At 32.4% G+C, this 25,875-nt stretch carries 17 protein-coding genes; 1 reads left to right on the forward strand and 16 read right to left on the reverse strand.

Going from position 1 to position 25,875, the window contains the following annotated elements; all coding sequences use genetic code 11:
- Nucleotides 1–36: 36 nt before the first annotated feature.
- Nucleotides 37–513: a signal peptidase II gene (locus KQI85_RS02160; RefSeq protein ID WP_216574459.1), complete on the forward strand. Its 477-nt coding sequence runs from the start codon at nucleotides 37–39 to the stop codon at nucleotides 511–513.
- A gap of 331 nt (nucleotides 514–844) precedes the next feature.
- Here the strand turns inward: KQI85_RS02160 and KQI85_RS02165 are convergent, their stop codons facing one another.
- The 16 genes from KQI85_RS02165 to KQI85_RS02240 form a co-directional block, all read right to left on the reverse strand.
- Nucleotides 845–2,554: a S8 family peptidase gene (locus KQI85_RS02165; protein ID WP_216574460.1), complete on the reverse strand. Its 1,710-nt coding sequence runs from the start codon at nucleotides 2,552–2,554 to the stop codon at nucleotides 845–847.
- Between the two features lie 222 nt (nucleotides 2,555–2,776).
- The gene (gene clpX, locus KQI85_RS02170; protein ID WP_216574461.1) at nucleotides 2,777–4,183 is read right to left on the reverse strand and encodes an ATP-dependent Clp protease ATP-binding subunit ClpX; all 1,407 of its coding nucleotides are present in this window, start codon (nucleotides 4,181–4,183) and stop codon (nucleotides 2,777–2,779) included.
- A 306-nt stretch (nucleotides 4,184–4,489) separates the two neighbouring features.
- Nucleotides 4,490–6,274, reverse strand: coding sequence for a S1C family serine protease (locus KQI85_RS02175; RefSeq protein WP_216574462.1), 1,785 nt, complete (start codon nucleotides 6,272–6,274; stop codon nucleotides 4,490–4,492).
- Between the two features lie 391 nt (nucleotides 6,275–6,665).
- Nucleotides 6,666–8,393 (reverse strand): phospho-sugar mutase, encoded by a 1,728-nt coding sequence (locus KQI85_RS02180; RefSeq protein WP_216574463.1) that lies wholly within the window; start codon nucleotides 8,391–8,393, stop codon nucleotides 6,666–6,668.
- 120 nt (nucleotides 8,394–8,513) lie between these two features.
- Nucleotides 8,514–9,713 carry a hypothetical protein gene (locus tag KQI85_RS02185; RefSeq protein ID WP_216574464.1) on the reverse strand — a complete coding sequence of 400 codons (1,200 nt, stop codon included), beginning with the start codon at nucleotides 9,711–9,713 and terminating at the stop codon, nucleotides 8,514–8,516.
- A gap of 94 nt (nucleotides 9,714–9,807) precedes the next feature.
- A complete protein-coding gene (locus tag KQI85_RS02190) occupies nucleotides 9,808–10,647 on the reverse strand; it encodes a hypothetical protein (RefSeq protein WP_216574465.1) in 840 nt (279 codons plus the stop codon).
- Between the two features lie 13 nt (nucleotides 10,648–10,660).
- Nucleotides 10,661–11,917 carry a DUF5716 family protein gene (locus tag KQI85_RS02195; RefSeq protein WP_216574466.1) on the reverse strand — a complete coding sequence of 419 codons (1,257 nt, stop codon included), beginning with the start codon at nucleotides 11,915–11,917 and terminating at the stop codon, nucleotides 10,661–10,663.
- Nucleotides 11,918–11,936: 19 nt separating this feature from the next.
- A complete protein-coding gene (locus tag KQI85_RS02200) occupies nucleotides 11,937–15,497 on the reverse strand; it encodes a DUF5717 family protein (RefSeq protein WP_216574467.1) in 3,561 nt (1,186 codons plus the stop codon).
- Between the two features lie 39 nt (nucleotides 15,498–15,536).
- Nucleotides 15,537–16,856, reverse strand: a complete 1,320-nt coding sequence (locus tag KQI85_RS02205) for a replication-associated recombination protein A (RefSeq protein WP_216574468.1) — start codon at nucleotides 16,854–16,856, stop codon at nucleotides 15,537–15,539.
- A gap of 180 nt (nucleotides 16,857–17,036) precedes the next feature.
- Nucleotides 17,037–17,708, reverse strand: coding sequence for a polysaccharide deacetylase family protein (locus KQI85_RS02210; protein WP_371820517.1), 672 nt, complete (start codon nucleotides 17,706–17,708; stop codon nucleotides 17,037–17,039).
- 55 nt (nucleotides 17,709–17,763) lie between these two features.
- Nucleotides 17,764–18,252, reverse strand: a complete 489-nt coding sequence (locus KQI85_RS02215; RefSeq protein ID WP_216574470.1) for a hypothetical protein — start codon at nucleotides 18,250–18,252, stop codon at nucleotides 17,764–17,766.
- Nucleotides 18,253–18,371: 119 nt separating this feature from the next.
- On the reverse strand, nucleotides 18,372–18,557 hold the full coding sequence (locus KQI85_RS02220) for a DUF4250 domain-containing protein (protein ID WP_216574471.1): 186 nt from the start codon (nucleotides 18,555–18,557) through the stop codon (nucleotides 18,372–18,374).
- Nucleotides 18,558–18,587: 30 nt separating this feature from the next.
- On the reverse strand, nucleotides 18,588–19,307 hold the full coding sequence (locus KQI85_RS02225) for an MBL fold metallo-hydrolase (protein ID WP_216574472.1): 720 nt from the start codon (nucleotides 19,305–19,307) through the stop codon (nucleotides 18,588–18,590).
- 108 nt (nucleotides 19,308–19,415) lie between these two features.
- Nucleotides 19,416–22,001, reverse strand: coding sequence for an ATP-dependent chaperone ClpB (clpB, locus tag KQI85_RS02230; protein WP_216574473.1), 2,586 nt, complete (start codon nucleotides 21,999–22,001; stop codon nucleotides 19,416–19,418).
- Nucleotides 22,002–22,851: 850 nt separating this feature from the next.
- Entirely contained in the window at nucleotides 22,852–24,399 is a 1,548-nt protein-coding gene (locus tag KQI85_RS02235) for an LCP family protein (protein WP_216574474.1), read from the reverse strand.
- 14 nt (nucleotides 24,400–24,413) lie between these two features.
- Nucleotides 24,414–25,805, reverse strand: coding sequence for an undecaprenyl-phosphate glucose phosphotransferase (locus KQI85_RS02240; RefSeq protein ID WP_216574475.1), 1,392 nt, complete (start codon nucleotides 25,803–25,805; stop codon nucleotides 24,414–24,416).
- Between the last annotated feature and the right edge of the window lie 70 nt (nucleotides 25,806–25,875).

Here is a 25,875-nt window from a genome sequence, read left to right on the forward strand (position 1 = left end):
AATTAACACACGATTGTATACTAAGGAGGGATTTATATGTTATATGTATTAATTATTATTGCTATTGTAGCAGGTGACTGGATTATTAAGGCACAGATGGATAAGAAACTTGATTTTAAATCACGAATCAGAATTCTTAAGAATAAGATAACACTTAACAAACTCTATAACAAAGGTGCTATGATGAGTATATTTAAAGATAAACCACCAGTATTATACGCTGCATCATGTGGAACACTTGTATTTGCCCTATATATTCTATGCTATCTTATTAAACATAGACCAAAAGGTAATTCCGTAGCTGTATTTCTTGTAAAACTAGGAATAGCACTTGCAATAGGTGGTGGACTTAACAATCTGATTGACAGAATCAAGAATGGACATGTGACTGATTACTTCAGTATTAATGTAAGCCGTCCCGCTTTTTTAAAACATATTGTCTTCAATCTGTCAGATATGTTTGTCTTCATAGGCACTACACTTGCTGGAATATCTGCATTATTTGTTAATTAATCGTAACTGATTGATTATTATAATAAAACAGAATACAAACACTATTGTTTTTGTGATTAATCATTCGCATAATTATATCAGAACAGCTATGTTCTAATATGACATATCATAATATATCGTATCATAATATGTTATACCAAATAAACTGATTAAATATCTAATGCAAAGTGCCAAAAAACGATCACCCAGATGTAGATTTGTGTGATCGTTTTTCTATGCACATAATTTTTTCTATTATCATTTTTTTGATTCTTCTTTTTCTATTTTTCTTTTGACTCTTATTTTTCCTTTGAGTCTTCTATTGTCATTTTTCCTTTAATTCTTATTTTTTTCATTTTCCCTTTAAATATTCAAATACACCAAGTATGTCTAGTTTGCCATATCCTTGAATACGATTAGGATATACATAATTAGAATCTCTTTTTGCACCTCTTATAATTAGACTTTTTATTCCTCTTGTATCTACAAAATATGAATTTGCCTGGCGTTCTTCCCATTGTGTTATAAGTGATGCTCCACCTGCTGTTACTGCTGCTGCCACACTTGTTCCTGTCATATATATATATTGATTACGATTATCTGCTTTAGCACCTTCTGATAATGTATCTGCTGACTTTGGTCCTAATACATTAACTCCCGGTGCTACTATATCTGGTTTTACAGTTCCATTAAGTGCATATCCCCGTCCCGAATTAACAAAGACACCCCCGTCTCTGTAATCATATGCTCCAACAGTTATAATCTCTGCTGCATTACCTGCCTCTGTTAATGTAATATCAGGATTAGAATTAAGAAAATACGTATCATTACTAATCAGTTCTCCCGCCGGAAGCCATATATTATACTCGTCATTGAGTCTTCCATATACTCGTATTGTCCATATTCCTGCTGTTGGTCTTGTAAATCTTAATAATATAAGTTCAGCTCCACTAGCATTCTCTATTACGCTATTATATATATATACTGTCGTATTCTCAAATACAAAAGTATATACCTCACTATATTGTCTTCTTATGGGAATGCGACTGATCTCCTCGCCTGATGGTGACGTTACCGATATTGTAAGATACTCCGTCTGTCCTGACCATAATTCCATTGTAAATCCACTTTCATTATTTCCAACTCTAAGTTCAACTATTTCATACTCTTCTTCTCCTATTTTTCCAAGGAAATGCCTGCCTCTGTTACATTCATTACCTGCTGATGTGACAAGAATTCTTCCAACTCTCCCTGCATAATAGTTAAATGAATCTGCAAGTGGACTACTTCCTCTATGGTTGCCTTGCGATGTTCCCATTCCAAGTAATATCACAACCGGTTTTTTTTCTCTGTCTGCAACATCATTTATATATCTTAAGCCTGCCATTATATCACTTTCTTCATAAGCAACTTTATCTTGCGACACAGCAAATACTTCTTTCATTATATTCTTGGCTGGTTTTAGTTTTACAAACACAATCTCTGCATCAGGTGCCATTCCTGTAAAATTATTATTAATATCATATCTTCCTGCTGCTATACCAGTAAGAAATGTTCCATGCCCGCTTTCGTCAGTTGTCTTTACTATATCATGTGGATTCTCTGATAACATTGCTTCATCTATCTCGGTTCTTGTATATTCTGTACCATAAAAAAAACCAGACGGTCTTTTATCCGATTCAACCGTCTGGTCCCAGATTGATATTATTCTGGTCTTATCATTATTGCCTGTAAATGCCCGGTGTCCATAATCAATCCCGCTATCAATAATACCTATTATTACACCTTTTCCTGTGAGATTTAATGCCGGTTGCAAAAACGTAGAACTAATTCCAGTCTCATTAGCAACATTAAGATCTGATGGAACATACAGATCCGGAATTGTAACATAACCTATATTCTCAAAAGTCAATTCTCCTATATAACTGAGTGGAATATAATATATATCCCATCTTGGTATAATCCCTAATCTGCAATATCTTTCTGCCTCAATATTACTTCCGGATCTTATTATCAGATCTGCATATTCTTCTGATATTACTGCATTTTCACAGTTTTCCATATATATTTACCTTTTTAATATCAGATAATTGTATAACTGCTTTTGTATAATTATCTAATGAGTTATACAATCACCTTTCTTTATTAATATTTATGCAGTTTACTCTTATACCATTTCTCTTTTATATATGTAATAATATATATTTTTCGTTGTCTTGTCTGCTTTATATGTACACACCATACATTTTTAATTATACTTCACATCTAATGTAATATCTATCTTCTACATTCCTCGCATCTCAATAACAGGTCCACCTGTCTTTTCTATATAATCTCTTGTTATTGTCACTCTGCCAATATTATCATCTTTTGGAATCTCATACATAATATCAAGCATGAATTCTTCAATAATAGCTCTAAGTGCTCTTGCACCTGTCTTCTTCTCTATTGCTCTTTCTGCGATTGCTTCTAATGCATCATCATCAAATATAAGTTCAACTTCATCTAATGCAAGAAGTTTCTGATACTGTTTTAAAATTGCATTCTTCGGCTCTTTTAATACTTTTACAAGCATATCTTTTGTAAGTCCCTGTAATGTGAATATTATTGGCATTCTTCCAAGGAATTCAGGAATCATTCCAAATGTCTTAAGATCATCCATTGTTACTTTGCTTAAAATCTCCGGATCGTTATCATACTTATCTTTAAGATCTGAATTAAATCCTATAAGTGCCTGTTTTGTAAGTCTTTCTTTGATTATATTCTCAAGATCTGGAAATGCACCTCCACAGATAAACAATATATTTCTTGTATTAACTGTTGTTAATGGTACCATTGCATTCTTGCTATTAGCACCAACCGGTACTTCAACTTCACTGCCTTCAAGAAGTTTTAAAAGTCCCTGCTGTACAGATTCACCACTTACATCTCTGTTGGTTGTATTCTTTTTCTTAGCTATTTTATCTATTTCATCAATGAATATAATACCTCTCTCGGCTTTTTTTACATCATTATCTGCTGCTGCTAAAAGTTTTGATACAACACTCTCTATATCATCACCAATATATCCTGCTTCTGTAAGTGATGTTGCATCAGTAATTGCAAGAGGTACATCAAGGAGTTTTGCAAGTGTCTTTACAAGATATGTCTTACCACTTCCTGTTGGTCCAATCATAAGCATATTAGATTTTTCTATCTCTATCTCATCCATTGTTCCTGTTGCAACTCTTTTATAATGATTATATACCCCAACAGATATTACTTTTTTGGCATATTCCTGACCAACTATATATTCATCAAGTTTTTCTTTAATTATATGTGGTGCCGGAACTTTTTTTATATCTATTGGAGGAAGTTCTTCTTCCTTTTTCTTAGATTTATCCTTCTTAGCAGTCCCTTTCTTATTGCCCATATCAAATAAGAATCCTCTGTTCATACTCATAAGATCCATCTGATTGCACATCTCTTCAAAAGACTGATCTTTGTTAATTGTATCAAATGTCTTCTGCATACATTCAGGACATATATAGATATTAGGTGGCATATATATAAGTTTACCCGCCTGTTTTTCTGTTCGTCTGCACATATAACAGAACTTTGAATAATCCTCTTTTTCATCATCTGTCTCTTTATCAATGTCTTTATCAATATCTTTATCTTCATTAATTGTTAATTCGTCTTTATCTTCCATTTCTATATTCTCCTCACTATATATTTGTAATAAACCATTGTAAACAACTTTTTCATATAGGTTTCGCAATTATCATATATTCTAACTTATTCTTTCTAATTTGTAAAGTTGATACATTCTTAATAATCATACTGTTCTATAATTATTGTCTTGACTTTATATATTCTATCCACAGCATTTTTTTACATTTACTCATTAAAAAATGCGCCATCTGTGAGTCTTCAGATGGCGCTATTTTTAAGGGAGGGGAATGAAAAAATTTTAAGTTTTATCTTTTATCTATATATACGCTCTAACAAGTGGATTCTATCTGTTTGGTCTTACAACCTGGCTGTCATCATTATTTCTGTCACTGCTATCGCTGTTGTTATTACTATTATCACTGTTACTGTCATTATTTTTGTTACTGTTTTTATTACTGTTACTATTATTATCATCTGCATTAACAGTTGATTTACTTGTAAGTGTAACATCTACTGATACCTTTGAATAACCTGAGTCGCTTAGTCTGTATACTGTTACTGAGATTGTCTCTCCTGATTTGTAATATTCAAGTAATTCTGTAAGGTCTGTCATATCAGTAATATCATTACCATCAACTTCACAGATTATATCTCCCTGTACAATTTCTGCTGCTTCAGCACCTGAATTAGCTACAGTATCTCTTACATATACACCTTGTGGATAACCATAACTTGAACTTACATCTTCTGTTACTGTAACACCATATATTCCAAGGTATCCTCTTTCTTCTTCACTTACAACCTGTCTTGCTTCTTTATTCATCAGCTCGTTGATTAAGTCTTTTACTGATGAGATTGGAATTGCATATCCCATACCTTCTACTGAATCTGATGATGCTTTTGCACTATTAATACCTATAAGATTACCTGATGCATCAAGAAGAGCACCACCACTGTTACCTGGATTAATAGCTGCATCTGTCTGGATAAGTCCATCATAAGTTGTTGAATCTACTGTAATCGAACGGTCAAGAGCACTTATACATCCTGATGTTACAGACTGTCCATAACCTAATGCATTACCGATTGCAATTGCTGCCTGACCAACTTTAACTGAATCTGAATCACCAATTGTTGCAACTTTTATCTGTGATAATGCATCTTCACTCATATCAGATAGTTTTACTGCTACTACTGCAATATCTTTGCTTGTCTTTGCACCTTTTACATACGCATCAACTTTCTCATCATTACAAAATGTTACTGAAAGATTGTTAACATCAGATACAACATGTGCATTAGTTACCATAAGAAGTTCTGTATCACTCTGGCCGATTATAATACCTGAACCACTTACAGGTGATTCTGTTGATGAATTAGAACCAAAACTTCCAAATCCAGGAATTGCATAATAACTTCCTGATGAAGTTACTGTTCCATTAATAGCTACAATTGATGGCATAGCCTGTTCTACTATACTTGATACATCCATTACTGTAACTCCAACAGACTGATAATTAGTATTAACACTGTTAACTGACATTGTTGTCTTATTATCTGTTGACTGAACTGTTGTCTTCTTATTATCAAGTAATGATACAAGGCCATAATTAGTACCATATCCAATTCCACCAGCTATAAGTCCAAAACAGGCTGCCGCTGCAACGAATTTTGTTCCTCTTGCAAAAGCACTACTCTTTTTACCTGCTTTTGCAGCTTTTCTTGCCTGTTTTTTCTGTCTTTTTGCTTCTTTTTTATCAGCTTTGCTATTAGCTGTGTTGTTATTGTACTGACCAAATACCGGGTTAGTATAATCATATCCTTTATTCTCTGATGAAGCATTATTATATGATGTATTGCTGTATGAAGAAGTATTATATGCTCCTGTATTATTCTGGTATGCATTATTCTGATTATTAGCTGTTGATGTATGGTTAGCATATTCTGTATTACTATATATCTGATCTTTATTTAATGAATATGCTCCATTGGCTGTTGTATTCGCATCACTTTGTGTGCTATTACTGTTTGTTGTATATCCTGTCTGACTATTTGCATTACTAGCTGTTGTATTATTAGTGCTATTATTAGTATTACCATTTAAATTCTTTTCAAATTCTTCGTTCATATATATTATCTCCTTTCAATCAACACCTTCTGATAACTAATTATAATCTTATATATGTGTTACTAGAAGTTCTTAAATTGTTAGTTGCGAAACTATCTAAGATTAATCCGGATATCCGATACATTATCAACTCAATGTATGTATTTCATATCCCTTATCTATCTTACGAATATTATAATAACAGTCATTTGTGTTCAAAATGTGTTTTTAAATTGAAGAAAATGTGGCTTTTACCAAAAAACGGTATTCACATCTTACATATAATCATATGTATTATGCAAATACCGTCATTATAGCTTGTAGAATTAGCTTTTTTACTAATTCTACAAGAATGTATGTAATCTAATTATATAGATCTTTTTCTTATAGTATCTATTATATTAACAGATTACTATTTATTAACAATCTCCATAAGAGACTTCTTAAGATTCTCCATCTTACTATTAGCATCTTCAAAGCTTGTTCCTTTTACACCAATATAGAACTTAACTTTTGGTTCTGTACCTGATGGTCTTGCACAGCACCATGCATCATCATTAAGATCATAGTATAAAACATTTGATTTTGGAAGACCTGTTGTTGTAACTGTTCCAGTCTTAGTATCTGTGATCTCATCTTTAAGATAATCTCTTACAGCTAATACATCATAATTACCAATCTTCTTAGGTGGATTCTGTCTTAATTCATCAAGCATAGCCTGAATCTTAGCAACACCTTCAACACCTTTTAATGTGATTGATTCAAGTCCTTCTCTGAAATATCCATATTTTTCATAGATATTTAACATCTGATCCCAAAGTGTAAGTCCCTGTTTTTTATAATATGCTGCTGCTTCGCATAGACACATAACTGCTACAATAGCATCTTTATCTCTTGCATGTGTTCCTACAAGACAGCCATAGCTTTCTTCGAATCCAAACATATATTCGTATGTATGATTCTGTTCAAATAATTTAATCTGTTCTCCGATGAATTTGAATCCTGTTAATACTTCAATTAACTTGATATTATATTCTGCTGCAACTTTATCTGCCATATTAGTTGATACAATAGTCTTGATAAGTGCTCCATTATCTGGAATAAGGCCTTTTTCTTTTTTCTGTGAAAGAAGGTACTCTGCGATAAGCATTCCTGACATATTACCTGTGAATGACATATATTCACCTGTCTTAGAATCTTTTGCATATACTCCAAGTCTGTCTGCATCAGGATCTGTTGCAAGAACAACGTCTGCATCTTTTTCTTTTGCAAGTTTTAATGCAAGTTCAAATGCTTCTGCTGCTTCTGGATTTGGATAGCTTACTGTTGGGAAATCTCCATTTGGTAATTCCTGTTCTGGAACTACATATACATTCTCAAATCCAATCTCTTTTAATATTCTTCTTGCTGGAAGATTACCTGTTCCATGAAGTGGTGTATATACGATCTTAAGTTCTTTGCCAACTTCTTTACAGATATCAGGATTAACAACCTGTTTTTTAAGCTGTGCTATATATTTATCATCAATATCTGAACCAATAACATTATATAATCCTGCTTTAACAGCTTCTTCTTTGTCCATTGTCTTTACAAGATTATAATCTGTAACATTATTAACTTCGTCAATTATTAATTTATCTTTTGGTGCTGTAATCTGTGCGCCATCTTCCCAATATACTTTATATCCATTATATTCAGGTGGATTATGGCTTGCTGTTACTACGATACCGGCAATACAGTTTAATTCTCTAACTGTGAATGATAACATAGGTGTTGGTCTTAAAGATGGGAAAACATAAGCTTTGATTCCATTCGCATTAAGACATAATGCCGCTTCATCTGCAAATTCAGGAGACATATGACGTGAATCATACGCTATTGCAACGCCTCTGTCTTTTGCATTTTCTTTAATAATAAAGTTAGCAAGTCCCTGTGTTGCTTTTCTTACAGTGTATATGTTCATACGATTAGTACCGTATCCAATAACACCTCTTAATCCGCCTGTACCAAACTCAAGATTTTTGTAAAAACGATCTTCGATTTCTTTTTCATTACTTGCGATTGATTCAAGCTCTTTTCTTACGCTCTCATCAAAGTACTGGTTTGTGCACCAGTCTTTGTAACTATCCATATATGACATAGTACTGCCCCTTTCTGCCTCAATAATACTCAAAATTCCTTATCATTCTATCACGTTTATTGTAGCAAATCAAACATTTTATTGCTGTTTATTTAACTAACTTGTATATTTTTCATAAAATCAGGCATTATCATCATCGTAAGAATTAATTACTTTCATAATTGATTCTTTTTCATCAGGATAAGTCTTTATCATATCAAATATTTTTTCCTTAGCTTTCTTGGTAAGTTTTATATTATAGTCTATCTGTTCTTTTATCTTTTTTCTTCTGCTGATAAGATTATTCTTTACATTTCTCATCTCAGCCGGTTCTACAAGTGCCCTTGCCTGTGCTACCCATATATTGGCATCATACAGATCATAAGTCTTTAATAATGCTGCAAATATATTACCGGTTTTTGCAAGTTCACTTGTAGTATGCTGATATTGCTGCTTTTCAAGCTTCATTGTCATATATTGCTCAAAGACTTCTCCCATCTGTCTTGCATCTTTCACTCCATATTTTTCACGCTGATATTCTACATTATTAACAGCATTTATGTATTTAATCTTTGCTCTATTTTGAAGACTTGTCGCCTTTGCCATCTTAAGTTCATTAAGTTTTAAAGTCTCTATTGTCTTTTTTGACATAATTGCAACTATTGCAACATATATAGCTGCAAGTAAAAGAACTACTATGAATATGCCTTCTACATTAATATTATATTTTTCTGCAGCAATCACAAATACTATAAATATCGCTGTAAGTCCAACCATTGCTATTACTGAGAAGCCTTTTATCCTTATCTGGCGTTTTAACATATCACTCTTTTCATATTTGAGATTAATCTTCTCTGCTTCAAGCATACTTACATCTTTTTTTAGTGCAAGCATATATTTTTCATCATTCTGATATGATTTTAATATCTTAGGCATATCATCATCAAATTGTGACAGATATGCATATCTGCCATCTTCAAGGGGACTTTGAGTATCCTGATACTTTTTCCTGCTCTTTGTAAGATCGACTATTCTCTGTGCTGTTTCTATAACTTCTGTCTTATGATCAGGTGGAAGATTCTCTAGTTTGTATATATCATCAAGATATGCTTTTACAACCTGGTATTCTGTTTTATAATTCTCAATATTTTTACCTGAATCTACAACTGTCTCACACTGGCTCTTTACGAATTCAAGTCTTTCCTGTGGAGTTTTTAATACTTCTTTTTCTTCAAGCTCTTCTTCTATCTCACTTTCGTTTTCAAGAATAGCATCAAGGTCTACATTTACTTTATATTCTTCATATTTTTTCTTTTTTCTGAACCTGTCAAAAAAGCCCATCTGTCATGCCCCCATTTATCATTAATACTATATAAGTTTTTTATAGCTATCTATTCAAGCTATATTGTATCCTATATGCTCTTTAATTAGCTAATCACTGCGTAAGTCTCTTGTAATCAAGTTTCCAATTTTCAATTATATCCTCTATCTTTTTGTAATACTCGCTTATAAGCCCATCTTCTTTCATAAGTTCTGCCTGTCTTAACATACTATACTCTTCCTGAAGCTGTGCTTTATCAGCCATCTTATCTATATCATGTTTTATCTCACAATACATTTCTCTATCTTCATCACTTGCAAAATCATCACGTTTAAATTCTTTATTTCTGTTATCTGCAAGTACTTCTGCTTTTACGAACTGTATTCTTGATTCTGGATTACCTGCTATCTTATATGCTCTTTCAAAGCATGATTTTGCTTTTGTAAACAAAAACATCTTGGCAAATGCCACTCCTGCATTATGCCATACATTTCCATAAAAAGATTCGCTTAATGTGGCATCTTTTTTTTGTGACAGAATCATTATATAATTTTCCAAAGCATTACTATATCTTTGATTCGCCAGATAACTGTCACCTCTTGCTTTTAGTCTCTCTGATACATTTTGTGTATTAAGTGAATCTATCATCTTTTGTATATCTTCTATCTCACTCTTAGAATAATATCCTGTATATTTAAGGATTGTCATTACAAGCTCTCCAAGTCCGCCTTTATATGTTATAAGTTCTGTAAGCTTGTCTGCAAGTGGTTTCTCATCAAGCTCATTAGCAATATATTCAATGAGTTTTTCATCTATAATCTCTGTATTTACAATATATATATTATTGTATAAAAAATAACACAATTCTTCAAGCGTGCTTATATTCACACCTGCCTGAGCAATATAATATGGCTTTGTTCCCTCTTTTTTTGTACAAATAATTAGTCCACTCATAAGCTATCTTCCTTTACAATATTATTTCGCTGCTTACAATTTTGTTACTTGCTCTGAAGAATTCTCCAAATCCTTTATCTCTTATCTGTATCAGCATCTTGTTATCTGAATCAAAATGTATTCTAAGATTAATTCGTGTTGTCTTTGGCGGTCTTTTTGGGAATCCTTCAAGTTCTATCACTTCTTCTCTTGATATCATTGTATCTACAGGTGTAATATACAATCTTATGCACATCTCATCTGTAAGTATAAAATCCATATTAACTTCTGCATCTGTCCAGTTACATCCCTCTTTTACAAGTATATATCGTCCTTCTTCATCTGCATTGTCTGATGCATCAATCTCAACTCTGGTTGTAATACGATCTCTGCATGCTAACATATATTCGTTAACAAAACTTCCATTTATATCTTCAACCGCTGCATAACATGCACCTTTTGCAAATAGATTCTGACCGGCAAATACTCTTCGTTTGCTGCAGATATAATTAAGTGTCTGCTTTGCCCAATCTGCTTTTTTGAATCCGGAACCTGTTACATATACTGTATTTATAACTTTTTTATTAAAAAGTTGTTTTACTTTTTCTAAAAGTCTCTCATCTGTTTCTTCTTTTTCTGCCATATCATAGGTGAACTGTTCTTGCATATCATTCTTTTCTACCATTACAACTTTCTGTTTTTTTATATTAGCGGTATACATACGATAATATGCAAGACCGTCTTCTGTATAATCAAACAGTGCAACATCTGAATTCCAAAGTTCTCTTGGCTGGCTCATTGAATAATATATATAACTCTCCTGATGATTAAGCACTTTTACTTTATCTGCTTCAATTCCAAGTTCTTTAAACGATTTTTTTATCGTATCTATTATGTCTTTTGTAAAATTCTCTACTGTAACATATATCTTTTGAATATCTTTTTTCTGACATCTTACTTCTGCTGCCTTTACAAGATATTTTAAAAATATTGTCAGAAGTTCAAATGGCATAACCGTAAGTTCTTCAACTTCAACAGGTGCACCCTGGCGTACTTTTGACAAAAGTCTGTCTACATATATACCTTTTTCAAGAAGTCTGCATTTTACGCCATCATCTCCTGCATACCATTCGTCTCCGCCTTTTTGCTTACAGACTGCTGTTGGAATCTGGTATTTTGACTCTCTTATAGATAATCCCACAGATTCAACATCTTTCTCTTTATAATCGTAATAACATATCTGTGAATAATCATCACATAAATCAATTCCGAGAATTAATCCTGTTTCCATATTTCTTCACCCCATTTCCTTAGAGCGGTCTAAACAGCTGTTTTACAAGATAGTCTGACACTGCATAATTGTGCATCATTCTCTCAAGTGTATTTTCATCATTCATTTCTCTTGTTGCAATCATATCATTAACAGCCTCAAATCTTCCTTCTACTGTCTGTGAATCAATCTCATCATTCATAAGTGTATGGCTCTCAGTTATATCTCCCACTTTATTCTCTTCTTCTGTAATATAATACTGTACTGTATCTCCATAAAAGATTGTAAATTCCTTAGTGAATATGCCTTCAAATGTATTATTCATCTCCATAGCCTTAAATTCATCATCTTCATCAACATCTGACAGATAGTGAATTATTACTTTATTATTTGGATTAGTTCTATATTCTACAATCGTCTTATCAAGCATTATATATGGTATATTTACATATTTTTTGAATTCCTTAAAAAATGCAAATCTGTATTTTTTTCTGCACATCTCACCAAGTAATCTGTCTATTATCTCTTTTTGTTCATTACTAAAGCTGTCTCTTCTTGACATCTCTTTAAGATATGCAAGCTTACATACATCTGTCATTTCTTCTTTATTTTTTAGCATCTTCTCTATATGAACAAATACTTTTTCTGATATTATCTTTTCTTTTACAAAAGCCTGATAGCTATTATATGACAGATATGCCATTGCTATCACTGTTGATGCACCTTTTTGTTCATATTCTTCAAACACATCTGCAAGTTTGGCTGAATATGTTCTTGCAAACATCATCTGTGTTATCAGTCTTTCATCTAGTGTATATGTCTCTGTTATAAAATCTTTGGCTGCCTGCCATATTTCTATTAATTCTTTTGTTGTTCCATTATAATATCTTATAAGATATTCAAGTATAACTTCATCATATTTCCCTTTGAAAAATACATATGAACATATAGCAAGAAGATTCTTACTGTAATCATATTCAAGTTTTCTTACAATTCTTGTTGCAAGCTTCATAAGTCTCTTTGCATCTACTTTTTCAAGATCACAGGTATCTAATAGTTCATAAGCATTCTCATAAAAGCCTCGTATTATCATTGCCTCGACAATCTTAATTCTTTCGCCTCTTTTTAGTATTGTCGTATCTATTTTTAACACATAGTCTTCTATCTCTTCATCATCAAAGTTCTCATAGTAGTAATTGACTATTGTCTCAAGTAACATCGCTTTATACTGCTTTTGGATATTATCTATCTCTACTGCTTTTTTATATGTCTCTACTGCACCTAGTGTTGTCTTATGATACATTATAAAATGCTCTGAGCCATGAAGCACAACTCTATAATCATCTTTTAGATGTTCACTGCAACATTTTACAAGTTCTTCATCATCAAAAAGTGCATTTATCTCATAAGGTATGTCAACATATCTTCTTCCATCACTGCTTACAAATAATATTGTAGCATCTTCTGTATATTCCTGTATATATGCTATATTGTTAATTACAGGATAATGTTTCTCGCCTTTCATCTCTTTGTGTATTACAACAACTTCTTTTATAGCACTGTATCTAAGATTAACAGACACTCTGTATGTGAACAAAATATCTATAAAACTTGCTGCAAATTCGCTATTTATCATTGGTTTTTCAATCATTGTATTGTATATCACTGCAAGGTCCTGATTTATATTTCCCTGTGCTGCCATATCATAAGCAAACTGTTCCATATGTTTTATATATGTTCTAAACATTGTTTCATTAATATTTCTATTAGCTATAACATTCGCATACAGGTATGCTTTTTTGTTATTATCAAGGTTATTATTATATATATAGTACATTAATACTTGCTGTATTATAGGTCTATATTCACTTGTATCAACACTCATCATATAATAGTCATACAATCTTGTTATCTTAAGATCTTTTTTTATTGCTTCTTCAAACACTTTTAGATATTTTTTACCAAAAATATTATTTCTTATTAAGGTTGTACAAAGTGTTAAAAGTGCTTCATCCGTTCTGTATACATTATATAAGAACATTGCTGTATCTATAAGTAGTCTGTCAGCTTTTTTCTCATGCTTCATTACATCTAATATCTGTATAAGAAGTCTTTCATTCATCATTCCATGTTTCAGCATAAAATTAATTACCTGTTTTTCAAATGAATTAAATACTCTTAATAGTTCTGGCTGTTCCATTATTACACTTGCAGCTTCATAGTACATAAGCGGGCTTTTGCATCCACTTTTATACATTTCTTTTACTCGTGCAAGTCTAAGACTTTTATTTGTATCATATTCATTATCAAGGTAAAAAAGCATCCACATAATTCTATATGAGCCATTTATTCTGTTATATGTATCTGTAAGCACTCTCACTGCTTCTCTTGTATACATAACATCCTTATTACAGATGCTTCTTATATACATATAATAGCAAAATAGTTCCGGTTCTTCGTTTTTTGATTCACTAACTTTTTGTGTAACACTGTCAAGAAGCCATAAAGCCTCACTATTCTTACCTTCACCAGCATACAGTTGTGCTTCTAAAAGTTTATAGAATGCATTATCTTCATCCATATTTCTAAGTTTCTCAGCATTCATAACTCCTATTCTTGTAAAATCTTCAAGCCCAATCTTGTCTGTTCTATAATCAAAATACATATTCATCATTTCAAATATTATCTGCTGTTTTGCAAGATGTTTACTATGTTCTTGTTTTTTTTCTTCTTTTTTTACTACAATAACTGTATATTCTATTGTCTGAAATACTGTATGTATTCTAATTCTTGCAAAATTGTTGCCTGCTCTTAATTTATCATATTCTACATGATAACTAAGTTCCATTATGCTTCCGACAAAATCTTCTGTTGAAAAAGAATTCTTTCTCACAGTTAAAAAGCCTTCATCACATTCTATCTGACCAAAGATATAGCCCCATGAGTCTTTGATAATAGTTATCTTCTCTTCAAATGACTCTGTAACATCTGTATATTTTCGTTCATTACCTTTTATATACAGATTTATTCTATTCTTTTTTCTCACTGCAATAAGAAACTCTTCGAGTGCATGTCTTTTATCCTGCTGGTTAATAAGTCCTTCATACAGGCTTATTTTTTTCAGTTCTTTTCCAAAGAATACTTCTGAGAATTCTCTCTGTTCAAAAAGTTTCATCGCTTCTTCTATTCCTGACTGTGCAAGATTAGTAAAATGGAACATATTACGCACTTTACCCATTGATGTATCTGCAAAATTAGTCTCTACACGAAAACGAAAGGGCAAAGATATCTCTCCCCCATCAGATACTATGTTCATACGGCCTGATATCTCATCGCCGTCCTCGCTGTTAGCTGTATTCACTTCATATTTTATTATACAATCTGTACCATTAAATTCTTCAGTATCTATTGTAACTTTACGATTGTCAGAATATACATATCCATGTATATCCTGATTCTTATTACTACTCTTTACTGTAAACTGTCCCTGCACAATTGTATTATTATCAACATTCAATTCTATTGAATTCTCAACTACCTCAATAACAGGTGTATCATATTCAAAAATTCCTTTTGACAATTTTATTATCTGTTCTTTCAAATGCCTCACCCACAGTCATATTTCCCGCTTATGCGGTTATTATTTTCGCTTTCCTATTTTTTTAAAATATTCTCTTATCTGATTCTCATATCCTATATCTGAAGGCTCATAGAATATTCTGTCTATGAGTTCATCCGGAAGGTATTGTTGTTCTACATAATGATTATCATAATCATGTGCATATTTATATCCTTCGCCATGTCCAAGTCTGCCTGCACTTTTGTAGTGTGCATCCTTAAGATGTATTGGGATATGTGATATTTTCACATCTTTTACAGCCTTCATTGCATTGTCAATTGACATATACGAAGCATTGCTTTTTGGTGCCGATGCAATATAATTGACTGCCTCTGCAAGTATTATCTGCGCTTCTGGCATTCCTATACGCTCTACTGCAAGTGAACACGAAACTGCTACATTAAGCGCATTCGGATCTGCAAGTCCGACATCTTCTGCTGCACATATCATTATTCTTCTTGTAATGAAAGTAAGACTCTCCCCAGCATATAACATTCGTCCAAGATAATATATTGCAGCATCAGGATCTGAACCTCGCATACTTTTTATAAAAGCAGAGATCGTATCGTAATGGTTATCGCCATTTTTATCATATTTTATAACCCTTTTCTGTATACATTCCTGTGCAACATCAATAGTTATTCTTATTATCCCTTCTTCATCCGGATCTGTCGTAAGAATTCCAAGTTCTACTGCATTTAACGCACTTCTCGCATCTCCGTCTGACATATCAGCAAGAAATTCTACTGCCTCATCTTCTATAGTAGCATTATATGCTTTCATTCCTTTTTCTGTATATACTGCTCTTCTTATAAGTTCACATATATCATCCTTAGAAAGTGGTTCTAATTCAAATATGATACTTCTTGATATAAGCGCACCATTAACTTCGAAATATGGATTTTCTGTAGTAGCACCTATAAGTATAACTGTTCCATCTTCAACAAATGGCAAAAGATAGTCCTGTTGTCCTTTATTGAATCTATGAATCTCATCTACAAAAAGTATTGTCTTTCTGCCATACATTCCCATATTATCTTTTGCTTTATTTATCACATCTTCCATATCTTTTTTGCCTGCAACTGTTGCATTAATCTGCGTAAAATCTGCACTTGTTGTATTAGCTATTACTTTTGCTATTGTTGTCTTTCCTGTTCCCGGAGGTCCATACAGGATAATAGAACTTAATTTGTCAGCTTTTATCGCTCTATAAAGCAACTTATCTTTACCAATAATATGCTTTTGACCAACTACTTCATCTAACGTCTCTGGTCTCATTCGTGATGCAAGTGGTGATTCTGATTTCATTGTAGTATTTCTCATATAATCAAATATATCCATTTTTTCCTCCTACGTAATTATTTATCCATTTTCATATTCTATATAGTATAACACAGATCTGATAACTTTTTATTTTATTTTTCTTTATAATGTATTTTTATATTATATCATTCATGCTTTTTATATTTTTACTCCAATATCCATAATTGTACTGCCTCATATTCCTATATCTTCTGACTTCTATGGAAATATCACATCCGGCAATACAAATACATATCCTTCATCTTGTAATTCGTCAATTATTCTAAGTGCTGCCGAGACTGAGCTGTCATATATATCATGCAGAAGAATTATATCGTTCGGTTTTACATTCTTCACTACCAGATTAACGACTTTATCTGCATTATTCGTATTCCAATCCATCGGATCAACCTGCCATAGAACTACTGTCATCTCTTCTATATAGAATATTCTGTCACTTGTATTACCAAATGGTGGCCTTATGTATTGTGGCATCTCTCCTGTTATCTTATATATCAATTCATTAGTCTTATCAATCTCTTTTAAGGCACAGTCTCTACTAACACGACTAAGATCACAGTGTGTATATGTATGATTGCCTATCTCATGCCCTTCCTCCTTCATTCTTCTTATTATATCTTCATTGCCTTCTATATTTTCACCTATAACAAAAAAAGTTGCTTTCACATCTCTTTGTTTTAGTCCATCTAAAAGTTTTTCAGTTGTACTTCTGTTTGGACCATCATCAAATGTGATTGCAACAAATTTTTCTTCATATTTTTCCACAATAGTTTCTTTTTTTATATCATCAATCCACAATAGTCCGACAATAATTGTCAATAATATGTTAATAATTAATATTATTCTTTTTATTTTGGATATCGACTTCACAAAAAAACTCCGCATACACTTTTTATTTAAGTATATGCGGCTTTCTTAAAATAATTTATGCATTCTCTTTTGTAAATTCATTATATGATTCTTTTTTTGGTTTTATAAGTAATACAAATATTGCAAGTCCAAGATAATGGAATACATGTCTAATCTCTCCTGCATACAATGCAAAATATAATAATGCCATAAAACCTGCAACATCAAAAATCACATATTTTAAATAATTGTTCTTCTTATCCCTGTCAAGCGTCTTTAGTTCTCCCTTATATGCCGGTTCAACCACATCGTTTATAATCAGAAATGCTACTACAAATCCTGCTGTAACAATCTTAAATGACAGCTGGTTATTATGTCCATGTAATGTTGCAATTACAACATATACAATTCCAAGAACTACCATTGCAAATGATATAATGTCAAATGCACACTTCTCATTCTCCGACTTAAATAACCCTGTAAATCTCTTCCCGATATTAACGAAAAAGTTCTTAATCAGATTAATTCTCTCATAGTCTAAATAGTCACGAATGTCAAACTTCATAATCTTCCCTTTCCGAATGCTCATATTTCTCTACAATTATAATTGTGAATTGACGTTTAGTCAAGGAATTTCAATTAACATAGGACTATATTACTATTTTTAAACTATTTTAAAGAAACTTATATAAATTGATTAGTTTTTTTATCGTATTCATAATCTATCATCTTTAGTTTTTTGATTATTGTATCTTTATCGCAAGCTAATGAATTACACATCTCATCAAATGAACTAAATTCATCTCTAAGTTTTAGATTAACAAAGCTTAAAAGCATTGCCGGGTCGTTTGGTATATTATTATATTGCATATCTTTTTTCCTTTCTTCCTATCAATTATATTATTCAGCTATTGTAAAGCCATTTTCTTTCATCATTTTTATCGCTTCTTCATCATCTTCAAGATGCATAAGTATTATCTTACTTTTCTGTTCTTTGCTAAAATCTTTTGTAAGTTCTAACATCTTCTTATAGTACATATGTGAAGTTGCTTTTTCTATAAATGTTACTTCATTGTATATCTCATTATACATATCTACATTCTTAACTGTAAAGTTAAATTCACTATTATCACCACTATAATAGATAAGCTTCTGTTTAGGTATCTCTATTGTAATTGCATAAGAATTCATTCCTTGTACATGTTTTGCCTCAATAAAATTATATTCAAAGTTAATGTCTGTTCCATCCGGACGAATTTCATCCCATCTATTTATATAATATGTATAGAATTCTTCTGTCGTACCGGACATTCTAAGATATTCTCTTAGATCTTCATGTGGAAAATATACACAAATCTTACTCTTATCCATATTAAATACTTTATAATACAGATAATATATCGCTGTAGAAAGACTTCCTGCATGATCTCCATGTATATGTGTTATAAAGAAATTGACTCTTGTCTTTTTATTAAAAAGATCTTCTAGTACAAGTTTCTTAAATACATCTTCACCTGCATCAATTACAAAAAGTTCTGTTCCCATCTCAAAATATGCACTTGTGCATCCTCTCTTAACATTGAATGCACTACCTGTTCCTAGAAATTTTAAAAAATTCATACATTCACTCCTTTTTGCTTATATATAGAAAAAGTGACCGTTAACAAACGGCCACTTTTTTATCAGATGGCATTAACATTTTATATTATTAATGCTATCTGTTGTATATTATTTTATACATTTTCCGATAAGTTTACTTCCATCATAATCTATCTCAATTGTATTTTGAGGCATTACGTCATCTGCAAGTATAAGTTTGGCAGCAAGTGTCTCGACATTCTTTTGTAAGAATCTCTTAAGTGGTCTTGCACCATATACCGGATCATAGCCTTCTTCAACAATATATCTTTTTGCTGCATCTGTCAATGTTATATGAATCTCTCTATCTGAAACTCGTTCATTAAGATCATCCATAAGGAGATCAACTATATGACTTATATTGTCTTTTGTTAAAGGCTTAAACATAATTATCTCATCCAGACGATTTAAAAATTCAGGTCTGAAATTGCTTCTTAATGCTTCCATTACTGCATCTTCGGCTTCTTTTTTGATTGTGCCATCATCATTAATACCATCTAGAAGATATTGTGCACCAAGGTTAGATGTCATTATTATTATTGTATTTTTAAAATCTACTGTTCTACCTTTTGAGTCTGTAATTCGTCCATCATCAAGTACCTGCAATAATACATTGAATACATCTGGATGTGCTTTTTCAATCTCATCAAATAATACTACTGAATATGGTTTTCTTCTTACTGCTTCTGTAAGCTGTCCACCCTCTTCATAGCCTACATATCCTGGAGGCGCACCTATTAATCTTGACACTGAATATTTCTCCATATATTCACTCATATCTAATCTTACTATACTCTGTTCGTCATCAAACAGACTCTTTGCAAGTGCTTTTGCAAGTTCTGTCTTACCTACACCTGTTGGACCAAGGAAGATAAATGAACCTATAGGCTTTGATGGATCTTTTATTCCGGCTTTTGATCTTATAATAGCTTCTGATACTTTTGTAACACCATCATCCTGTCCTATTACACTCTTATGAAGCTGTTTGTCAAGATTAAGTATCTTATTCTTCTCTGTTTCTGTAAGTTTAGTTACAGGAATACCTGTCCATCTTGATACTATACTTGCAATCTCGTCATCGGTAACACTTTCATGTATAAGAGACATATCCTGCTTTTTTACTTTTTCTTCTTCTATTTCAAGCTGTTTTTGCAATTTTGGAAGTTCTCCATACTGAAGTTCCGCTGCCTTATTAAGATCATATTCTCTCTTTGCAAGTGCTATCTGGTTATTCATATCTTCTATCTGTTTTCTAAGTTCACTAAGTTTTTCTACAGATGCTTTTTCAATATCCCACTGTGCTTTTAGATTATTATATTCATCTCTTAATTCAGCAAGTTCTTTTCTAAGACTAAGAAGTCTCTCAGTACTTAGATGATCTGTTTCTTTTGTAAGTGCTTTTTCTTCTATCTCAAGCTGCATTATCTTTCTATTTATCTCATCTATCGGTGTTGGCATAGAGTCAAGTTCTGTCTTTATAAGTGCACATGCTTCATCAACAAGGTCTATTGCTTTATCAGGAAGAAATCTGTCCTGAATGTATCTTGCTGAAAGTGTTGCTGCTGATACAAGTGCCTGATCTGTTATCTTAACACCATGGAATACTTCATATCTCTCTTTTAATCCTCGTAATATTGATATTGTATCTTCTACAGTTGGCTCTTCTACAAGTACCGGCTGAAATCTTCTTTCAAGGGCAGGATCTTTTTCAATATATTGTCTATACTCATCAAGTGTTGTTGCACCTATACAATGAAGTTCACCTCTTGCAAGCATTGGCTTTAGCATATTGCCGGCATCCATTGCACCATCTGTCTTACCTGCACCTACTATTGTATGAAGTTCATCAATGAATAATATAATCTGTCCCTCGCTCTTCTTAACTTCATCAAGAACAGCTTTTAATCTCTCTTCAAATTCACCTCTGTATTTTGCACCTGCTACAAGTGCACCCATATCAAGTGCAAATAGTTTCTTATCTCTAAGACCATCCGGTACATCGCCTCTTACAATTCGCTGTGCAAGACCTTCTACTACTGCAGTCTTACCAACACCAGGTTCACCTATTAAAACCGGATTATTCTTAGTCTTTCTTGACAGTATTCTGATAAGATTTCTAATCTCAGCATCTCGTCCTATTACAGGATCAAGCTTCTGATCTCTTGCTTTTTCTACATAATCATACGCATACTTACTAAGTGTATCATAAGTAGCTTCAGGATTATCTGATGTAACTTTTGTATTACCTCTTACAGTTGAAAGTGCCTGTAAAAATCTCTCTGTTGTAATTCCAAATTCTCTAAAAAGTTCTTTTATCTGAGGATTAGCCTGTTTTATCATATTAAGGAACAGATGCTCTACTGATATATATTCATCGCCCATTGCTTTTGCTTCATCTTCAGCACCAAGAAGAACTTTATTAAGATCCTGACCTATATATACTTGTCCACCACTTACTTTTACGCATTTTTCAAGATACTCTTCTACTCTGTTTCTAAAATACTGCGAGTTAATCTCCATCTTCTCTATAAGTTTAAGGATAAGACTGTCTTCCATATTGAGTAAACTATATAAAAGATGTTCCTGCCTAATCTCCTGATTACCAAAATCATAAGCGACTTTTTCGCAGCCATTAACTGCTTCTATGGATTTTTGTGTAAATTTACTTATATTCATACAAAAGCCTCCTTACTAATCAATTTCCTTTTTCATAACATCATATAATGCCTTAAGGTTCATCTTACATCACCTCATGCATACCTGTCGGCATCAAACAGATACATCTTATTGTTTTATCTGTTCTATATTTGTTATAACAGATGTGTTTTTGTATGTCAACATATTTTTTGTAAGTTTTTGTATTTTATATTGTTATGTTGTTTGTTTTATAAATGCATCAAAGTATCCATTTAAAAATCTCACATGGCAGTTTGTGAGCAACGCCCGGATTAATATGTGTCAACAAAAACACGCTTTCGCTAAGTGTCCATCGTAGTGGTACTAAGTTTGCCATATATCTACGATATATAGCTCACTAAGTGCCGACGATTACCACATTGTTTTCTTTTGATACATATTAATCCTGACGTTGCTAATATACGTTTTTCAGAGATTTTCAAATGGATTATTGGCTTATGATATACAATTATGAAACATATTATTGTTACATGTTTCAAGTGGTCTGCTTTTATAAATTTTTAGCATTTCACATAGATATATGCAAATGTATATATTATGCGAAAACATAGCTGCGAAACTCATCGAAACGTAAATTGGATTGCAAGAGCATAAATAGCATCAAAAGAAAACAATGTGGTAATCGTCGGCACTTAGTGCGTTATACACCATAGGTGTGTAACAAACTTAGTACCGTTACGATGGACACTTAGCGAAAGCGGGTTTTCGTTGATGCTATTTATGCTCTTGCAATCTCAAAAAAACTATATAATATATGAGTTTCGCTTAAGTATACATTTGCAAAAAACAGGCAGAAAAATTTCTGCCTGTTTTTTGTATATAATATATTTTATTGACCTGTTGTTGTCTCTTCTGGATAAAACCCCGTTTTATTAATAAGAACATTGCTTATATTATTTACTGTATCGGACACTTTATAATCTGTATCTCCAAACATGTATTCATGTAGTTTTTCTACATTAGATTCAAGTGATACTGCAAATACACAGTCACCCTCTGATATTGTCTTTGTCTTCTTATCAAATGGGAAACCTGTTGTATCTACAAGATTATAACTCATAACACTACTTGCCATAGATATTAACTCTGAAGATGAAAGACTTGTTGATATCATAGGGAATACCGTCTCTATGAGTTTGTTAAGCTTAATAACATCCATCTTCTTAGCTTTTTCAAACATAAGGCTTAGTACTTCTCTTTGTCTCTCAGTTCTCTTGTAATCATCACCGCCACCATATCTGATTCTACAAAATGCAGTTGCCTGAAGTCCTGTAAGATGAACATTACCTACTTCTGTAAGTTCTTCGTATGGTCGTTCTGTAATCTCACATGTCTCTGTCATATATCCATTAATGTAGAACTGTTCATTCTCATCAATCTCAAGATCAATACCGCCAAGAAGATCAATAGTCTCAATAAGTGCTTCAAAGTTAACTGTAACATAATCTGTTATATCCATATCAAGATTAGTATTAAGCATATTTATAGCAGCTTCCGGTCCTCCAAAATAATATGTCTCTGTAGCTTTTCTATATATGTCACTTCCAGATGATGACGGAACTGTACTTAAAAGACATGTATCTCGATATACTGATATAAGTTTTACATCTTTTGTCTTATTATTAATGCTTGCAATTATTATCGCATCACTATGTGCATCTTTTATAAGTGACTCAGGTTCTTTATCTCTGGCATCTACTCCAAATAATGCAATATTAGTATATCCTTTTATCTCATCAGACTTTACATCATTAATAAGAATATTCTCCTTAGCAATTGGATTGTAATTAATCTTTTGAAGTTTTGACACACTATATCCAAATACAACTATTATACATAGCAAAAGAAGTTCAAATACAAATGCTATAATCTTTCCTTTTCTCTTCTTCGCACGTTTTTTTTGCATCTGTTTCTTAGTCATCTTTGGTCTTGCCTGACCATTTTTAGTATTTCGCTGACTAGTAGCTGTTTGTCTTCCTGTTCTTTGACGTTCATCTTCTGATACTCTTCGTCTTCCTGCACTTTGACGTTCGTCTTCTGATACTCTTCGTCTTCCTGTGCTTTGACGCTCGTCTTCTGATACTCTTCGTCTTCCTGTGCTTTGGCGCTCGTCTTCTGATACTCTTCGTCTTCCTGTGCTTTGACGTTCATCTTCTGATACTCTTCGTCTTCCTGTACTTTGACGTTCATCTTCCCTATTTACTCTTCTACTTGATTCTCTATAACTGTAATCATCATCATACTCATTTCTTGTTCTTCTGTTATTTGATGTTCTTTCTCCTGACTGGGAATATGATCTGCTCTGTTGTCTTTGCTGTCTCTGTCTGTCTGAACTTCTTCCCTGTCCACTTCTTGTATTATCTCTATCATTTCCCATTATGTTTTTTCTCCTTAATATGCATTTTTATTAACAAAACCTTTAAATACTGTCAGGAATAAAATTCTTATATCAAATCCGAAGGTCCAGTTTTCTATATAATACAAATCAAATTCAATACGTTTTTTAATTGATGTATTACCTCTTAGGCCATTAACCTGCGCCCAACCGGTCATTCCTGGTCTTACCTGATGCTTAATCATATATCTTGGAATCTCTTCTTTAAACTTTTCAACATAGAATGGTCTCTCTGGTCTTGGACCTATAAGTGACATATCTCCTTTTAAAACATTGAAAAGCTGTGGTAACTCATCAATACTTGTTCTTCTTATTATCTTACCAATCCATGTTACTCTAGGATCATCTTTTACAGTCCATGCTTTCTTCTCTTCACTAGGTTTTTGGACTGCCATTGATCTGAACTTATACATCTCAAATTCTCTATTATGCAATCCTACTCTTTCCTGACAATATATTATCGGTCCTTTTGATGTGAATTTTACAAGTAGTGCTGTAACAAGCATTATTGGAGAGAATATAACTATACATAACAGCGAACCCACTATATCAAAAGTTCTCTTTATAATACTATTTAATGGATCTGTAAGTGGTACATGTCTTATATTAATTACAGGAAGTCCCTGTAAATCTTCCATATATGGAATTGTCGGAATAACTTTGTTATAATCTGGAATAAACTTTGTATGCACACCTGATTTTTCACATAAGTTCACTATCTTCTCAAGTTTTGCATATTCACTAAGGCCAAGTGTAATAGCAATCTCATCAAGTTTGTTCTCAGGAAGAATAATATTAAGATTATCTATATCTCCTATTACTTTTACACCTTTATAAGTAGTTCCTTGTGCTACATTATCATCTAGTATTCCTCTTATTACATATCCCCACTGCGGATTACTTCTTATTCTGTCTATATATTGTTCTGCTGCTCTGCTATATCCAACCAAAATTATATGCTTAAGGTTGAATCCATTCTTTCTCATACTTCTAAGAGCTATTCTTATAAGATTTCTTACAACAACTTCTATACATATATTAATCACGAAGAACATAAATAACATTTCTCGTGAAAAATGTGGCTGGTGGAATATATATAATGCTGCAAGTATGATTGATATACCAATCACGTTAGCTTTAACTATATTAAATGCTTCTATCTTCCTTCCACCAATTCTCTTTGATGTATACAGATTACATACATAATATAAAAGCAGATACAATGGTATTATTAAAAAGCATACATTCATATACATCTCTAATGAGAACGTTGTTCCTTTTCCAAAGCTAAACTTAAGATGCCACGCTAAAATGTATGATAATATAATAACCAGTGCATCTATTACTACATGCGCTCTGTTAAAATGTTTTTGATTATCTTTTATCACTTTTTCTCACCCTGTCATTTTTATTTGATGCAGCTTCCCTTCTGCAACATTAATAGTATTGCCATTTATA

This window comes from Falcatimonas sp. MSJ-15 (genome assembly GCF_018918265.1).
GTDB lineage: Bacteria > Bacillota > Clostridia > Lachnospirales > Lachnospiraceae > Falcatimonas.

Bases quoted from the DNA above. Each gene is read 5' to 3' on its own strand.
- KQI85_RS02160 (WP_216574459.1), top strand. From the start codon at position 37: ATGTTATATGTATTAATTATTATTGCTATTGTAGCAGGTGACTGGATT.
- KQI85_RS02220 (WP_216574471.1), bottom strand. From the start codon at position 18,557: ATGCAATATAATAATATACCAAACGACCCGGCAATGCTTTTAAGCTTT.
- KQI85_RS02180 (WP_216574463.1), bottom strand. From the start codon at position 8,393: ATGTCATATATGGATAGTTACAAAGACTGGTGCACAAACCAGTACTTT.
- KQI85_RS02215 (WP_216574470.1), bottom strand. From the start codon at position 18,252: ATGAAGTTTGACATTCGTGACTATTTAGACTATGAGAGAATTAATCTG.
- KQI85_RS02190 (WP_216574465.1), bottom strand. From the start codon at position 10,647: ATGAGTGGACTAATTATTTGTACAAAAAAAGAGGGAACAAAGCCATAT.
- KQI85_RS02225 (WP_216574472.1), bottom strand. From the start codon at position 19,307: ATGAATTTTTTAAAATTTCTAGGAACAGGTAGTGCATTCAATGTTAAG.
- clpB (WP_216574473.1), bottom strand. From the start codon at position 22,001: ATGAATATAAGTAAATTTACACAAAAATCCATAGAAGCAGTTAATGGC.
- clpX (WP_216574461.1), bottom strand. From the start codon at position 4,183: ATGGAAGATAAAGACGAATTAACAATTAATGAAGATAAAGATATTGAT.
- KQI85_RS02235 (WP_216574474.1), bottom strand. From the start codon at position 24,399: ATGGGAAATGATAGAGATAATACAAGAAGTGGACAGGGAAGAAGTTCA.
- KQI85_RS02205 (WP_216574468.1), bottom strand. From the start codon at position 16,856: ATGGATATATTTGATTATATGAGAAATACTACAATGAAATCAGAATCA.
- KQI85_RS02165 (WP_216574460.1), bottom strand. From the start codon at position 2,554: ATGGAAAACTGTGAAAATGCAGTAATATCAGAAGAATATGCAGATCTG.
- KQI85_RS02195 (WP_216574466.1), bottom strand. From the start codon at position 11,917: ATGGAAACAGGATTAATTCTCGGAATTGATTTATGTGATGATTATTCA.
- KQI85_RS02175 (WP_216574462.1), bottom strand. From the start codon at position 6,274: ATGAACGAAGAATTTGAAAAGAATTTAAATGGTAATACTAATAATAGC.
- KQI85_RS02185 (WP_216574464.1), bottom strand. From the start codon at position 9,713: ATGGGCTTTTTTGACAGGTTCAGAAAAAAGAAAAAATATGAAGAATAT.